Raw genomic sequence first — 15,232 nt, 5'->3', positions numbered from 1 at the left:
TGGTCATCTCGAACATCGAGACCTGGTCCTTGCCGAAGATCGCCTTGAGCTTCTTGTCGGCGTTGATCATGCGCTTGTTGGCCGGATCCTGCAGGTCGTGCTTCTTGATGTATTCCCAGACCTTCTTGGTGACTTCGGTGCGGGGCATGGTGCCCTTGCCCACCACGGCTGCGAGCAGCTTCGAAGGGGTCATCGGCTTCATGAAGGCCGCATTGGGCTTCTTGACCTCGGCCGCGGGGGCTTCGACCACCGGTGCTGCAACAGGTGCAGCAACAGCCACTTCGGCTATTTGTGCGGGGGCCTTCTTCGCGGCGGCCTTCTTGGCAGTTGCCATGTGTGTGTTCTCCGTCTTGGATGGTGATGTGCCCGTGGGATCGGCACTGCGCGGCAATGGTACTGCTTGCCTCTGGCATTGAGAAGGCATGCGCCAAGGAGTTCCATGGTGGGGTCTGCCAAAATCGCGCACCCTGCAGCCCACTCTGCGTACAGATTCGTACTTTCACGCACTGACGACCCGCGCAGACCGCCAGACACTGCGTGACTTCTCTACCTTGCTTTCCACACCGACATGAACCTCGCCGACTCCGCCATCTGGATCGCCCTGATGAAAATCATCTGGGTCAACATCCTGCTCTCCGGTGACAACGCCGTCGTGATCGCACTGGCCGCCCGCGGCCTGCCACCCCAGCAGCAAAAAGCCGCCATCTTCGGTGGCAGCGGCGCCGCCATCGTGCTGCGCGTGGTGCTGACGCTGTTCGCGGTGCAGTTGCTGCAATACCCCTTCCTGAAGCTGATCGGCTCGGTGCTGCTGCTGTGGATCGGCATCCAACTGCTGGCCGGAGGGGACGGCGATGGCGACATCAAGGCCAGCTCGTCACTGGGCACCGCCATCCGCACCATCCTGGTCGCCGACCTGGTGATGAGCCTGGACAACGTCATCGCGGTGGCCGCCGCCGCCGACAGTGCCCCCCTCGAAGCGCGCATCCCGCTGCTGATCGCCGGCCTGGGGCTGTCGATCCCGCTGATCATCTTCGGCAGCACCTTGCTGCTGCACCTGATGGAACGCTTCCCGATCATCATCACGGTCGGCGCCGCCCTGCTGGGTTTCGTGGCCGCCGAGATGGGCATGACCGATCCGTCGATCATCGACTGGGTCCATGCCCACCTGCACGGACTCGAAATCCCGATCAGCCTGTTCTTCGCCGCGGCGGTGGTGGTGGTGGGCAAGCAGCTCGCCAAACGCCAGGAAGCGGACAAGTCGGCCGAAGCGCCATCGGTCTGACCTCCCGGCAGCGCCGACACCGCGTGGCGCTGCGATACTGTCTGGCCGATACTGCACATTTCCACCCACCACCATGACCAGCCCACGCCCCGCCTTCTGGAAACAGGACAGGGCCTGGGCTTTGTTGTTCGTGGGTGTCGCCGCGCTGTTGCACGCCACCACCGACCTGGCCCGGCCAGCGCAGCAGTGGCTGTTCGACCGCGCCATCACCAGCCACATGGCGCCGGTGCCGACCTCGGAGGTGGCACTCGTCCTGATCGACGAGGCCAGCCAGGCCCGCCACGGCCGCGCACCGTGGTCACGCGACCTGCACGCCCGGTTGATCGACCGGCTGGGGCAGGCGAGCGTGGTCGTCGAGACCGAACCCTTTCTCGGTCATGAAAGCGAGCGGGCGCTGGCCGAGCTGCAGCACCTGCACGCCACCATCGCCGCCGACCCGGTGCTGGCACGCTACCCCGAGCTGCCCGCCATGCTGGAGCGCAGCGAGCTGAACCTCGACGGGGACGCCCGGCTGGCCGCCAGCCTGGAGCGCCACCAGCACACGCTGCTCAACCTGGCCCCGTTGCCGACCGGCACACCCTCCACGCTGGCCCCGCGCGCGCAGGGCCAGACCCCCACCGGTGCGCCCTTGACCGCCCCCTGGCCGCTGCCGCTGCTGCGCGACGCCGCGGCCGGTGTGGGCCATGCGGAACTCCAGCCCGACCCGGACGATGTGCTGCGACGCCACGCGCTGCAGCGGCAAGTCGGCACCTGGCGCGTCAGCTCGCTCGCGGCGCTGGCGGCGGGCATGCACCGCGGATTGACCCCCGCCCAGATCGACACCGGGCTGCAGGCCGCACCGCCTCGCCTGGGCGGACGCACCCTGCCCGTGGATGCACAAGGCCAGCTCGCACCGCTGTGGGCACCGGGCGCCGCCGCGCAGTCGGGCATCCTGACGGTGAGTGCGCAGGACGTGCTGGACAGCCCCACCGCCGTGGCCCGGCTGCAGGGCCGCATCGCCATCATCGCTCCCGACGACACCGGCAGCACCGCCCGCCAGGTGCGCCTGCCCGATGGCCACCTGGTCCCGCCCGCCGAGGCGCTGGCCCGGATCACCTCGGCCTTGCTCGGCGGACGCTGGGTGCAGCAGCCGGGCTGGGCGGCGTGGCTGCCATGGCTGGTGCTGGCCGGGGTGGCGGGCTGGACGCTCCGGGGACTGCCGCGGATGACACGCAGCTCGGCGCTGGCCTTGTCGGGCGTGGCGGGGCTGCTGCTGCTGGCGGTGCCGCATGTGGTGCTGGGACAGGCGCGGATCTGGATGCCGCTGACACTGCCGATCGGGGGCTTGATCGGCGCCTGGGTGGGTCTGTACCTGCATGGGCAATGGGCGCGCCACGCTGTCCGGCACCGGGCACTGTCCCACCCCGCGCTGGTCGATGCGGCCATGGCCGACACGGTGATCACCACCTTCGACGTGATGCCGCTGGAGGTCCGCACCACCCCCGCGCCCACGCTTGTCCCTGTCCCCAGACCCCTGCCTGCGGTGCCTCCCGTGCATGGCGGTGATCTCGACACCGACACTGAAATCGGCCCGGACACCGAAGCCCTGGACCGCGAGGGCTTCGACAGCGCCTACGCGGAAACCCGCCCGATCCCGCGCGACCAGGACGACTTCGCCGACGAGGCATCCGCGCTCCTGGCCCTCGAAAAAACACAGCCGCTCTCGCGCGAAGAGGTATTGGCCAGCGCCACGCTGACCGCACCGGAAACGTGGCCCACGCTGCCCCAGCTTGGTCCCTACCGGCTCGGCCGCGAACTCGGCCGTGGTGCAATGGGGCGGGTGTACCTCGCCCACGACACCGACACTGGCCAGGAAGTGGCGGTCAAGACGCTGGCGCTGGCCCGCGAGTTCGAGGGCTATGCGCTGCAGGAAGCCCGCCAACGCTTCCACCTGGAAGCCGAGGCCGCACGCCGGCTGCAGCACCCCGACATCGTGCGCGTGCTCAAGACCGGCGAGGAACACGGCGTTGCCTACATCGCCATGGAGCGCCTGACCGGCCATGACCTGACCCAGCACCTGCGCCCCAGCAGCCTGCTGCCGCTGGCGACTGTCGTGGCCATCGGTACGCGGGTCGCCACCGCGCTGGCCCACGCCCACGCGCTCGGCGTGGTCCACCGTGACATCAAGCCCGCCAACGTGATGATCGATCTCGTCCGGGGGCAAGTGAAGGTCACGGACTTCGGCATCGCACGCATCTCCGGTGCCAGTCGCACACGCACCGGCCTGATCCTCGGCTCACCGTCCTACATGTCGCCCGAGCAGATCGCCGGGCGCCAGGTCGATGGCCGCAGCGACCTGTATGCGCTGGGTGTGCTGATGTTCCACATGCTCACGGGCGAGCTGCCGCTGTCGGGCCACACGGTGACGGCCCTGATGGGGGCCATCGCCAACACGCCGGCCCCGGATGTGCGCAGCCTGCGCCCCTCGGTGCCGGAGGCGCTGGCGGATGTGCTGGGCATCCTGCTCGACAAGCGCCCGGAGCTGCGCTATCCGGACGGACTCGAACTCGCCACCGATCTGCACCTGATTTCTTCCATGCTGCAGCGCAACAGATCGCAGCACCACGACTTCCCCGTGCTGGGTTCGGTGGAAGAATACGCGGCGGGACCATTCCCGCACACCGCGCGGATGCCCGATCCGAGAGTCGCCACGTCACAATCACGCCGCTGACCCATGGACCGCCCGCGTGTCTTTCCCATGACTTTCGAGTTCTTTTCCGCGACCGATCGAGGTCGTGTCCGCAACAACAACGAAGACTCGGTCGCCATGGACGAGTCTGCCGGCCTGATCGTGCTGGCCGATGGCATGGGCGGCTACAACGCTGGCGAAGTCGCCAGCGGCATGGCCACCGCCTTCCTCCAGCGCGAACTGGGTCAATGGCTGCGCGACGCCGGGCCGGACACTGCCGACCGTGAAGTCCGCCGGGCCATGGATGTGTGCGTGGACAACGCCAACCGTGCCATCTTCAACGCCGCCCACGCCGAGGCGCAGTACGCCGGCATGGGCACGACGCTGGTGGTGGGCGTGTTCCGCGGCGGCCGGCTGCTGCTGGGCCACATCGGTGATTCGCGCGCTTACCGCTGGCGCGACGGCCGCCTGATGCAGCTCACCCGCGACCACTCGCTGCTGCAGGAGCAGATCGACGCCGGCCTGATCTCGCCCGAACAGGCCGCCCACAGCCACCAGAAGAATCTGGTCACGCGGGCGGTCGGTGTAGAGGACGTGGTGCTGCTCGAAGCCCATGTCCACGCCGTCCATCCCGACGACTGGTTCCTGCTGTGTTCGGATGGTCTGTCGGACATGCTCGACGACCCGCGCATCGCCGCCGTGCTGGCCGAGCACACCGACATCGACAAAGCAGCACAGGCCCTGATCGATGCCGCCAATCAGGCGGGCGGGCGGGATAATATCGCTGTGATACTGGTAGCCGTTCACGCCCTGCCCGGTGCAGGCCAAGCGTGGTGGCCATTCCGGCGCTGAGATCCAGGGACCAGATCCCAGACGCCAAGCTTCAGAGGTTGCTCATGCCCAAACTTGTTGTTTCGCTGGACGGTGTTGTCATCAAGGAAGTTCAGCTCACCAAGGACAAGACCACCTTGGGCCGGCGTCCTTACAACGACATCGTGATCGACAACCTCGCCGTGAGCGGGGAGCACGCCGTGCTGCAGATGGTCGGTCAGGATGTCTACATCGAAGACCAGAACAGCACCAACGGCACCTACATCAACGGTCGGGCGATCAAGAAGCAGCTCCTGCAACACAACGACACGATTGAGATCGGCAAATACAAGATCAAGTATCTGGTCGAGGACAGCTCCGATTACGAGAAGACCATGATTCTCAAGCCGGGCCAGAACCAGCCCGGACTGCACGGACGCCCCACTGCGCCGACCATGCCCAGTGCCTTCCCGCCCTCGGGCTTCGGCGGACTGGCGGCCGGCACGGTGCCGCAGGCGTCGATCCGGGTGCTCTCGGGGGCCGCGGCAGGGCGCGAAGTCGTGCTCACCAAGGTGGTGACGACCGTCGGCAAGCCTGGCGTGCAAGTGGCTTCGATCACCAAGCGCCCCGGCGGCTACGTCTTCGCCCATGTGGAGGGCAACGCCCGACCAACCGTCAACGGCGCGCCGGTGCAATCCGACCCCGTGCATCTGAAGGACGGCGACGTGATCGAACTCGCCGGCACGCAGATGCAGTTCATGCAGCCCTGACGGGTCAGACCGGCCCGTGTGCTTGTTCACATCGACCGCCGCTGCCTTGCACGGCAGGGCGCGCGCAGTGCGGAAGTGCGCAGGGACTCGCTTGCGCAGGGGTGAGGTGCGGGGCAGCATGGCCGCTTCTGTTGCAAGTCCTCACATGGAAACCCGATGATTCTGCGTGTCCTAGGCTGCTCGGGCTCCATCGCCCTCGACAACCGGACCACCTCTTTTCTGCTGGACGAGCACGTCCTCGTCGATGCAGGAACCGGCGTGGGTGACCTGACCCTGGACGAGTTGGCCGCCATCGACCACATCGTGCTGACCCATTCGCACCTGGACCACGTACTGGGCATCCCGCTGATCGCGGACAGCGTCATGCAGCGCCGTCTGGCCATGACGCCGTTCCGTTCGATCCAGGTCCATGGTCTACCCGAAACGCTCGACGCGCTGCGCCAGCACGTCTTCAACAACGTGATCTGGCCCGACTTCACCCGGCTGCCACGCCGTGACCAGCCCATCCTGACGCTGGTGCCTTTCCAGACCGGCGACCGGCTGCACCTGAGCGGACTCGACATCGAGGTGCTGCCCGCCTGGCACACCGTCCCGGCCTGCGGCGTTGCGGTGGACACGCCGTCCGGTCTGTGGGTCTTCACGGGAGACACTGGCCCGAACCCGGCACTGTGGGAGCGTTTGCGGGGCAGGCCGATCGCGCAACTGGTGATCGAAACCGCGTTCAACGACGACGAGCGGGCACTGGCCGAAATCAGCCGCCACCTCTCGCCCTCGATGCTGGCGGCCGAGTTGCGCCACCTGGATGTGGACAACGACACATCGGTCGCGATCACCCACGTCAAACCCGGCGAGATGGCGGCTGTCACCGGACAGCTCGCCGCGCTGGATCTGCCGCTGCCCGTCTTCGCGCTGACGCGGGGCGAACGCTACCGGTTCTGACCGGGATCAGCCTGCAAGCCGGAGCGCATCCCACCCGGTGCGCAGGATCAGCGCCCCCACCACAGCAATGAACACGCCGCGCACGAAGCCCGCGCCGTGCCGCAGCGCCAGCCGCGCCCCCAGCAGACTGCCCCCCACGTTGGCCACCGCCATCGTCGCCGCGACGGGCCACCACACATGCCCGGTCGAGGCGAACAGCGTCAGTGCAGCCACGTTGGTGGCGGTGTTGAGCAGCTTGGCCGCTGCCGAGGCATGCAGAAAGTCATAGCCCAGCACGCGCACGAACAGGAACACGAAGAAGCTGCCTGTCCCAGGGCCGAAGAAGCCATCGTAGAAGCCGACAGCCGCCCCGATCAGCGTGGCCTTCGCCGCCTCGCAGCGGGCGCAGGTGCCGGGCGTGTGGCGACTCCCGAGATCCTTGCGCAACAGCGTGTAGACCAGCACCACCAGCAGGATGAACGGCAAGGCCCGCCGCAGCCCCGTGGCGGGCACCTGCGTCACCAGCCACGCCCCGGCGAAGCTGCAGCACAGGGCCGCCACCGCGGCGGGCACGAGCGTCGTCCAGTTCATGGTCACGCGCCGGGCGTACTGCACCGTGGCCCAGGCCGTGCCCCAGACGGCAGCGCCCTTGTTGGTGCCGAACAGCGTGGCCGGTGGCGCCGCTGGATAGACCGCGAACAATGCCGGCGCCAGGATCAGCCCCCCACCGCCGACGATCGCATCGACAAACCCGGCCAGCCCCGACGCCAGCGTCACCCACACCAGATCCATCTCCTGCGCCCCCTGAAAAACAAAAGGCACCGGGATCGCCGGTGCCTTCGAATTGTCTCATCGCGCGGTTGCGCTGCATTCTTGGAGCGTGGACTCTGCCTGTTTGGGTCTTGTTCGGCGGCAGGCCCTGTTATGACGCTATGGTGAACCAGTCTCCTCAGTCCCTCGCTCCTGCACGCAGCCACCAAGGGTCTGCGTTTGCGAGTGGCGGAAATGTAGGGGCTGGGGATCGGCGGACATATCCGGGCTTTCCCGCACCAACATGGCGTGTTGCACCCATGTAACGCCGTGCGTCTGTCCGGATCCGGGCAGGAATCAGGGAGGGTTCAGGCAAGGCGGTCGGCCAGCACCCACTGCGCCGCCCGTTCCGCCAGCATCAGCGTCGGCGAATTGGTGTTACCGCTGGTGATCGTGGGCATCACGCTGGCGTCCACCACGCGCAAACCCGCCACGCCGCGCACCCGCAAACGGGTGTCCACCACCGCGGTCGGATCGTCGGCCCGGCCCATCTTGCAGGTGCCGACCGGGTGGAAGATGGTCGTGGCGATGTCGCCCGCCAGCCGCGCCAGATCCTCGTCGCTCTGGTACTGCACGCCGGGCTTGAACTCCTCGGGCCGGTAACGCTGCATGGCCGGCTGCGCCACGATGCGCCGCGTCACGCGCAGCGAGTCGGCCGCGACCTGTCGGTCCTCCGCGGTCGAGAGGTAGTTGGTCACGATGGCCGGGGCATCCCCGTGGCGCGGCGACGTGATCTGCACCCGGCCACGCGAGGTCGGGTTGAGGTTGCAGACGCTGGCCGTGATGGCGTTGAACGCGTGCAGCGGCTGGCCGAAAGCGTCGAGCGAGAGCGGCTGGACGTGGTACTCGATGTTCGGCCACACGAAGGCGTCCGACGTGCGCGTGAAGGCGCCGAGCTGCGACGGCGCCATGCTCATCGGCCCGGTGCGGCGCAGCAGGTACTCCAGCCCGATCTTGGCCTTGCCCCAGGGCGTGGCGGCCAGCGTGTTGAGCGTCTTGACGCCCTGCACCTTGTAGACCGAGCGGATCTGCAGGTGGTCCTGCAGGTTCTCGCCGACGCCGGGCAGGTCGTGCTGCACCGTGATGCCGTGCTGCTGGAGCAAGGCACCAGGGCCGATGCCGGAGAGCTGCAGGATCTGCACGCTGCCGATGCTGCCGGCGCAGAGGATGACCTCGCGGGTGGCGGTGACGGTCTCGACACCGTGCGGGGTGACGACCTCAGCGCCGGTGCAGCGCAGGGAGCCATCCGCAGCGCGCTCGGTCAGCAGGCGGCGGACATGGGCACCGGTCCACATCTCGAAGTTGGGGCGGCCGAAGCAGGTCGGGCGCAGGAACGCCTTGGCCGTGTTCCAGCGGAAACCCGCCTTCTGGTTGACCTCGAAGTAGCCCACGCCCTCGTTGGTGCCGCGGTTGAAGTCGTCGGTGGCGGGGATGCCGGCTTGCTGTGCGGCCTCCGCGAAGGCGTCGAGCACGTCCCAGCGCAGGCGCTGTTTCTCGACACGCCATTCACCGCCGTGGCCGTGCAGCGCCTTGAACGCATCCGGCGTCTGGGCGGCCTGCGCGGGGTCGAGCCGCCAGTGGTTCTCGTGCTGGCGGAAGTACGGCAGGCACTGGTCCCAGCGCCAGGAGTCGTCGCCGGTCAGCACAGCCCACTGGTCGTAGTCGCGCGACTGGCCACGCATGTAGATCATGCCGTTGATGCTGGAACAGCCACCCAGCACCTTGCCGCGCGGGTAGCGCAGCGTGCGGCCGTGGAGCCCGGGATCCGGTTGAGTCTGGTAAAGCCAGTCGGTGCGCGGATTGCCGATGCAGTGCAGATAGCCCACAGGGATGTGGATCCAGTGGTAGTCGTCGTGGCCGCCGGCTTCCAGCAGCAGGACGCGGCTGAGTCCCTTGGCGTCGCTGAGGCGGTTGGCCATCAGGGCGCCTGCGGTGCCGGCGCCGATGATGATGTAGTCGAAACTGGGCATGTGGGGGTGTCTCCGTGGCCCCGGACTCTAAGCGCAAGTGCGGCGTGCGGCACTCGGTCAAAACGCCAGTCCACCGTGCCGCTCAACCGCCCACGCGCGATGCCAGGATTGGGAACAGCTTGACCAGCCCCTCGGCCATGATCTCCACGGCCAGTGCGGCGAGGATCAGGCCCATCAGGCGCGTCATCACGTTGATGCCGGTCTTGCCCAGCAGCCGGGCAATCGCACCGGAGGCTGAAAACGCAAGGAAGGTGGCCGCCCCGACCACCACGCCATAGCCCACCAGTGCCGCCAGGTGCCACCAGTGGCGGGCCTGGTCGGCGTAGATCACCATGGTCGAGATCGTGGCCGGCCCGGTCAGCAGCGGGATGGTCAACGGCACCACGGCAATGCTGTCACCGGCATCGGCACGCTGCTGGCCGTCGCTGACATCGTCCGAGCGCGATTCCGCCGGTTGTGCATTGAGCATCTGCAACGCGCTGATGAGCAGCAGCGTGCCCCCGCCCACCTGGAACGACGCCAGCGAGATGCCGAAGAACTCGATCACCTTCAGACCCGCCAGCGCGCTGATCGCGATGACCAGGAACGCCGAGAAGCTCGACACCCGGATCGTGCGCCGACGCTGCTCGGGCGTCAGGTGCTGCGTGAAGTGGATGAAGAACGGCACGACACCGATCGGATTGACGATGGCCAGCAGCGCCACCAGGGGTTTGAACAGGTCCATCCGCCGATTCTGCACCCACCGGTATTCGGGGTTTACCCCTGAACTGCCGCCTTCTGCCGCAAACCGGATCAAAAAATCTGCGCAGCCTTACAACACTTCTTGCTGTAGGGATGCTCACACGGCTTGACCGTCATACATAATGAACCCTCGTGATTGGACGCGGCGCCTTTTCTCTGTTCCCTGGAATGAGTGCTGGCTGTAGCTCCGCCACATGGTCCTCTGGTACATCATGTACCCTGTTTCTTGAAAGGCGCTCTTCCATGGGCAACAAACTCTATGTGGGCAATCTCGCCTACAGCGTCCGCGACGAAGATCTGAACGACGCGTTCTCCCAATTCGGTGCGGTCAGCTCCGCCAAGGTCATGATGGACCGCGAAACCGGCCGCTCCAAGGGCTTCGGTTTCGTCGAAATGGGTTCAGATCCCGAAGCGCAAGCCGCGATCAATGGCCTGAACGGTCAAGCGATCGGTGGCCGTGCCATTGTCGTCAATGAAGCCCGCCCGCGTGAAGAGCGTCCGGGTGGCTTCCGCAGCCCCTACGGTGGCGGCGGTGCTGGCGGCGGCGGTGGCCGCAGTGGCGGCGGCGGCGGTGGTGGCTACGGTGGTGGCGGCGGCGGCGGTGCTGGTGGCCCTGGTGGCGGCGGTGGCGGCGGTGGTTTCCGCAGCCCCTACGGCGGTGGCGGTCGCCGTGAAGGTGGCGGCGGTACCGGTGGTGGCGGTGGCCGCAGCGGCGGTGGCGGCTACGGTGGTGGCGGCGGCGGCTACGGCGGCGGCGGCTACTGATCGCGACAGGGTGTCGGTTCACTGATGCCCTGATCAACATCCAGTTCGCGCACAACAACAAGGCGCCAGATCGCAAGATCTGGCGCCTTGTTCACATTCGGCGGCCATGTTCAGCGCCGCGCAGGCAAGCGCCCCTTGACCGCTCCCAGCAACTCGAGCCGACCATCGGCGTGGTGGTACACCAGCGCCGCAGCCTCGACAACACTGCGCCCCTGCTGCAGCTTGACTGGACGGGCACTGCGCACCTGGTCCGCGCGGCGGTCGAACACCAGTTCCTCGCTGGTGAAGATCAGAGGCGCGTCCTCGGATGGGAGCAGATCGCGGACCACGGTCGCCCCCCCACTGAGCCGCACCTCATCCCCCATGCCATTGGCCACAGCCCGCGCTGCCGTGGCGCGCAGCGCGTGGCCTTCATCATCGCGCCAGCGCAGACGCACACCATCGACCTCCAGCGTGTCGGTGTCGGGGAAGTGTCGGACCACATCCCCCTCGATCACCCCGCGTGCAGGCCCGGCCGAGGCATGGTGCTGCACCGAAAAACCGTGCATCTCGTAGTCCGGCTCGTGGCGCACCGCAGAGGGCGCGTGGTCCTGTTCCGGTGCAGGGGTACTCTGCACCAGCCACCAGGTCGCCGCCGCCAGCAGCGCCATCAGGGCCAGCGGCAGGTTGCCCAGCAGCGCATGGCGCACCCGCACGCTGCGTGGCAGCACCGGATGCCCGGCGGCCGCGTCCGGCAAGCGGTTCAGCAACGGCGGCAGCGGCAGCGGGGTGACATCGTCGTCGTCGAGGGGAGCCACGGTGCGGGTCTCAGCGCGCCGCGCCGTCCAGCGTGGTCAGATGGCCTGCCAACAAGCGCGCATAGTGCCCACCCGCCATCAGCAGCAGGTCGCAGAACTCGCGCGCCGCGCCCTGCCCACCCGGCATGGCAGTGACGTGGTGCGCCGCGGCCTTGACCTCGGCATGGGCCTGCGCAGGCGCACAGGCGAAGGCGCAACGCACCATCAGTGGCAGGTCAGGCCAGTCGTCGCCGATCACGGCCAGCGCGCCCCACCCCAGCCCCAGCGTCTGCAGCACCTGCTCCGCCGCGGCGAGCTTGTCGTGGATGCCATGCAGCGCGTGGACGATGCCCAGGTCCGCGCAGCGCCGCCGCACCGCTGGCGTGTCGCGTCCGGTGATCACGACCGGGGTGATGCCCGCACGCGCCAGCAGCTTGATGCCATGGCCGTCCAGCGTGCTGAACGCCTTGACGGTCTCGCCGGACTCGCCGATGTAGATGCGCCCGTCGGTCAGGCAGCCATCGACATCGAAGACCGCTGCCCGCACGGGCTGTGCGGCCAGCAGCAGCTCGGGGGGGAATTGCACGGTCGGCGTGACCGGGCGTGGCCAGACCGGGGGCAACGCAGGGGTGGAGAACACCAGTGCAGCCATGGTCAGATCACCTTCGCGCGCATCAGGTCGTTGGTGTTGAGCGCACCGATCAGGCGGCCCTCGGCGTCGTGGACCAGCAGCGTGGTGATGCAGGCTTCTTCCATCAGCGTGGCGGCCTCGACGGCCAGTGCGTCCGCGCGCACGCTGCGCGGCCGGCTGCCCCGCACGAGCTGCGCGGCGGTCAGCGTGCGCAGGTCGGTGCCTTGCTCGACGGCGCGGCGCAGGTCGCCATCGGTGAACACGCCGACCGCCCGCCCCTGGGCATCCACGATGGCCGTGGCGCCCAGCCCCTTGGCGCTCATCTCGCGCATCATCTCGACACAACCAGCCTCGGGCGTGACCCGCGGCACCGCAGCGTCCTTGCGCATGATGTCGTGGACATGCGTGAGCAGCTTGCGGCCCAGCGCACCACCGGGGTGCGAGCGCGCAAAGTCCTCGGCGCGGAATCCGCGGGCGTCCAGCAAGGCCACCGCCAACGCGTCACCCAGCGCGAGCTGCGCCGTGGTGCTGGCCGTGGGGGCGAGGTTGAGCGGGCAGGCTTCCTGCGCGACGCGGTTCGAGAGCACCAGATCGGCGTGGGCGACCAGCGTGGAGTCGGCCCGACCGGTCATGCCCACCAGCGTCACGCCCAGCCGCTTGAGCGCCGGCAGGATCGCGGCCAGCTCGTCGCTCTCGCCCGAGTTGGAGATCGCCAGCACCACATCCCCGCGCGTGACCATGCCGAGGTCGCCGTGGCTGGCTTCCGCGGGGTGGACGAACAGCGCGGGGGTGCCGGTCGAGGCCAGCGTCGCGGCGATCTTGCGTCCGACATGCCCGCTCTTGCCCATGCCCATCACGACCACGCGGCCCGTGCTGCGCAGGATGGTCTCGACGACCGCCGCGAAACCGGCCCCCTGCTGGTCCTGAAGTTGCAACAGCGCCTCAGCCTCGATGCGCAGCGTCTGACAGGCCATGCGGATGGCCCGCTCGGCATCGAAGGGGGAAGCAGCGTGGGCAAGGGTCACGGAATCTCGGGCCAGGGCACGGGCCAAGGCTGAATTAGGATAGGGCGATTCTAGGACGGTGCATGGCCAGCAATCTCGATCTCGCGCTCCTCTACCTGCTCGCTGCGGTGCTCGGCGTGGTCGGTTGCCGGCTGCTGAAGTTGCCGGCCATGCTGGGCTACCTGATCGTCGGCGTGCTGATCGGGCCGAATGCGCTGGCCCTGGCGCGGGATTCGGCCGGCATCCGCTACCTGGCGGAGTTCGGTGTCGTCTTCCTGATGTTCGTGATCGGGCTGGAATTCAACCTGCCCAAGCTGCGCAACATGCAGCGGCTGGTCTTCGGCCTCGGTGCGGGGCAGGTGGTGCTCACGGTCGTGGGCGCAGCGCTGGGCAATGCGCTGCTGGCGCTGCTGTTCAGGCTGCTCGGTCAGCCGTGGGAGCTGGGGTGGCAAGGTGCGGTGGCCCTGGGCGCAGCGATGGCCATGTCGAGCACCGCCATCGTCGTCAAGATGATGGCCGAGCGGCTGGAGCTGGAGAGCGAACATGGCCGCAATGTCATGGGCGTGCTGCTGTTCCAGGATCTGGCCGTGGTGCCGCTGCTGGTGCTGATTCCCTCGCTGGCCGATGGTGGCGACGACCTGTGGCCCATCCTCGGCAGCGCACTGGCCAAGGCGGTCGTGCTGCTGACCGTCCTGCTGTGGGGCGGACAGCGGGTGATGCGCTGGTGGCTGACGCTGGTGGTGCGGCGCAAGAGCGAGGACTTGTTCATCCTCAACATCCTGCTGATCACGCTCGGCCTGTCGTGGCTGACGGAGCACGCGGGGCTGTCGCTGGCCCTGGGTGCCTTCGTGGCGGGCATGTTGATCGCCGAGACCGAGTTCAAGCACCAGGTGGAAACCGACATCCGGCCCTTCCACGATGTGCTGCTCGGGCTGTTCTTCATCACGATCGGCATGAAACTCGACTGGCGGCCGGTGCTGGACCAGTGGCTGCTGGTGCTGGCACTGAGCGTGGCGCCGGTGCTGGCCAAGGCGGGCACGGTGGCGGTGCTGGCACGCCTGTTCGGTTCGGCGCCGGGGGTGGCGATCCGCACCGGCCTGTACCTGGCGCAGGCAGGCGAGTTCGGCTTCGTGCTGCTGACGCTCGGGGCCGAGGTCCACCTCGTCGGGAGCCAGTGGATGAGCCCCGTGCTGGCATCGATGGTGCTGTCGATGCTGGCCACGCCCTTCCTCATCATGGGCAGCAACCGCATCGTGATGCGCCTGTCGGCGACCGACTGGTTGATGCAGTCGGTGCAGCTCACCACCATCGCCAAACGCGCGATCCGCACCGAGGCGCACCTGATCATCTGCGGCTACGGGCGCAGCGGCCAGAACCTGGCGCGGCTGCTCGACCAGGAACACATCCCCTACATGGCGCTCGACCTCGACCCCGACCGCGTGCGTCAAGCCGCAGCGGCCGGCCAGAGCGTGGTCTTTGGCGACGCGGCCAAGCTGCCGAGCCTGATCGCGGCGGGCCTGTCACGGGCAACCGCGGTGGTCATCACCTACCACGACACCCCGTCGGCGCTGCGGGTGCTGCAGCATGTGCGTGAACACGCGGCGCATGTGCCGGTGGTGGTCCGGACCCCGGACGACACGGACCTGGAACGCCTGCGCGCCGCCGGGGCGACCGAGGTGGTGCCGGAAGCCCTGGAAGGCTCGCTCATGCTGGCCAGCCATGCGCTGGCGCTGGTGGGGGTGCCGATGCGGCGCGTCCTGCGCATCACGCAGGATGCGCGCGACGCCCGCTACGGCCTGCTGCGCGGCTACTTCCACGGCGCCGACGACGACACGGTGGGCGAGTTGCAGCAGGCGCGGCTGCAGTCGGTCAGCCTGCCACCCGGCGCGCCGAGCGTGGGGTTGCGCCTGGGCGACCTGACGCTGCATGCGATGGGGGTGTCGGTGGTGTCGGTGCGCCGGGCCAGCGGTCAGGTCGTGGCCACGGGGGACGAGGCGCTGGTGCTGGCCGGCGGCGATGTGCTGGTGCTCAGCGGCCTGCCGGAGACGCTGGCGCTGGCCGAAAGCCGCCTGCTCCAGCGTTGACAC

Annotated in this window: 14 protein-coding genes; 7 read left to right on the top strand and 7 right to left on the bottom strand. The window is 68.2% G+C overall.

From position 1 onward, the window contains the following. The coding region (locus tag QZW52_RS10445; protein ID WP_293998266.1) for an SWIB/MDM2 domain-containing protein at positions 1 to 334 on the bottom strand (334 nt) is incomplete at its 3' end. 234 nt (positions 335 to 568) lie between these two features. On the opposite strand from QZW52_RS10445, the gene QZW52_RS10440 reads away from it, so the two are divergent. From QZW52_RS10440 to QZW52_RS10420, 5 genes are all read left to right on the top strand, one after another. Then, positions 569 to 1,282 (top strand): TerC family protein, encoded by a 714-nt coding sequence (locus tag QZW52_RS10440; protein ID WP_293998263.1) that lies wholly within the window; start codon positions 569 to 571, stop codon positions 1,280 to 1,282. Between the two features lie 73 nt (positions 1,283 to 1,355). Then, positions 1,356 to 3,992: a CHASE2 domain-containing serine/threonine-protein kinase gene (locus tag QZW52_RS10435; RefSeq protein WP_293998260.1), complete on the top strand. Its 2,637-nt coding sequence runs from the start codon at positions 1,356 to 1,358 to the stop codon at positions 3,990 to 3,992. A gap of 27 nt (positions 3,993 to 4,019) precedes the next feature. Continuing rightward, the gene (locus tag QZW52_RS10430; RefSeq protein ID WP_293998257.1) at positions 4,020 to 4,802 is read left to right on the top strand and encodes a Stp1/IreP family PP2C-type Ser/Thr phosphatase; all 783 of its coding nucleotides are present in this window, start codon (positions 4,020 to 4,022) and stop codon (positions 4,800 to 4,802) included. 44 nt (positions 4,803 to 4,846) lie between these two features. Then, a complete protein-coding gene (locus tag QZW52_RS10425) occupies positions 4,847 to 5,530 on the top strand; it encodes an FHA domain-containing protein (RefSeq protein WP_293998256.1) in 684 nt (227 codons plus the stop codon). A gap of 156 nt (positions 5,531 to 5,686) precedes the next feature. Beyond that, the gene (locus QZW52_RS10420) at positions 5,687 to 6,469 is read left to right on the top strand and encodes a 3',5'-cyclic-nucleotide phosphodiesterase (protein ID WP_293998254.1); all 783 of its coding nucleotides are present in this window, start codon (positions 5,687 to 5,689) and stop codon (positions 6,467 to 6,469) included. 6 nt (positions 6,470 to 6,475) lie between these two features. On the opposite strand, the gene QZW52_RS10415 is transcribed toward QZW52_RS10420, so the two are convergent. The 3 genes from QZW52_RS10415 to QZW52_RS10405 all read right to left on the bottom strand — a co-directional run bounded on the left by QZW52_RS10415 (position 6,476) and on the right by QZW52_RS10405 (position 9,952). Continuing rightward, entirely contained in the window at positions 6,476 to 7,240 is a 765-nt protein-coding gene (locus QZW52_RS10415) for a sulfite exporter TauE/SafE family protein (protein WP_293998252.1), read from the bottom strand. Positions 7,241 to 7,566: 326 nt separating this feature from the next. Next, positions 7,567 to 9,228 carry a GMC family oxidoreductase gene (locus tag QZW52_RS10410; protein ID WP_293998251.1) on the bottom strand — a complete coding sequence of 554 codons (1,662 nt, stop codon included), beginning with the start codon at positions 9,226 to 9,228 and terminating at the stop codon, positions 7,567 to 7,569. Positions 9,229 to 9,310: 82 nt separating this feature from the next. After that, positions 9,311 to 9,952, bottom strand: a complete 642-nt coding sequence (locus QZW52_RS10405; RefSeq protein ID WP_293998249.1) for a MarC family protein — start codon at positions 9,950 to 9,952, stop codon at positions 9,311 to 9,313. 260 nt (positions 9,953 to 10,212) lie between these two features. On the opposite strand from QZW52_RS10405, the gene QZW52_RS10400 reads away from it, so the two are divergent. Then, on the top strand, positions 10,213 to 10,734 hold the full coding sequence (locus QZW52_RS10400) for an RNA recognition motif domain-containing protein (RefSeq protein WP_293998247.1): 522 nt from the start codon (positions 10,213 to 10,215) through the stop codon (positions 10,732 to 10,734). A gap of 110 nt (positions 10,735 to 10,844) precedes the next feature. Here the strand turns inward: QZW52_RS10400 and lptC are convergent, their stop codons facing one another. From lptC to QZW52_RS10385, 3 genes are read right to left on the bottom strand one after another with little or no spacing between them, the layout of a single operon-like run. Beyond that, positions 10,845 to 11,531 (bottom strand): LPS export ABC transporter periplasmic protein LptC, encoded by a 687-nt coding sequence (gene lptC, locus QZW52_RS10395; RefSeq protein WP_293998244.1) that lies wholly within the window; start codon positions 11,529 to 11,531, stop codon positions 10,845 to 10,847. 10 nt (positions 11,532 to 11,541) lie between these two features. Then, positions 11,542 to 12,162, bottom strand: coding sequence for a KdsC family phosphatase (locus QZW52_RS10390; RefSeq protein ID WP_293998242.1), 621 nt, complete (start codon positions 12,160 to 12,162; stop codon positions 11,542 to 11,544). Positions 12,163 to 12,164: 2 nt separating this feature from the next. Further along, positions 12,165 to 13,115, bottom strand: coding sequence for a KpsF/GutQ family sugar-phosphate isomerase (locus tag QZW52_RS10385; RefSeq protein ID WP_293998274.1), 951 nt, complete (start codon positions 13,113 to 13,115; stop codon positions 12,165 to 12,167). A gap of 113 nt (positions 13,116 to 13,228) precedes the next feature. Between QZW52_RS10385 and QZW52_RS10380 the strand changes: the two genes are divergently transcribed. After that, a complete protein-coding gene (locus QZW52_RS10380) occupies positions 13,229 to 15,229 on the top strand; it encodes a monovalent cation:proton antiporter family protein (protein WP_293998240.1) in 2,001 nt (666 codons plus the stop codon). Positions 15,230 to 15,232: the final 3 nt, after the last annotated feature.

Source organism: Sphaerotilus sp., from assembly GCF_013299175.1.
Lineage (GTDB): Bacteria > Pseudomonadota > Gammaproteobacteria > Burkholderiales > Burkholderiaceae_C > Sphaerotilus.
This window is presented reverse-complemented; position numbering and strand designations above follow the sequence as displayed.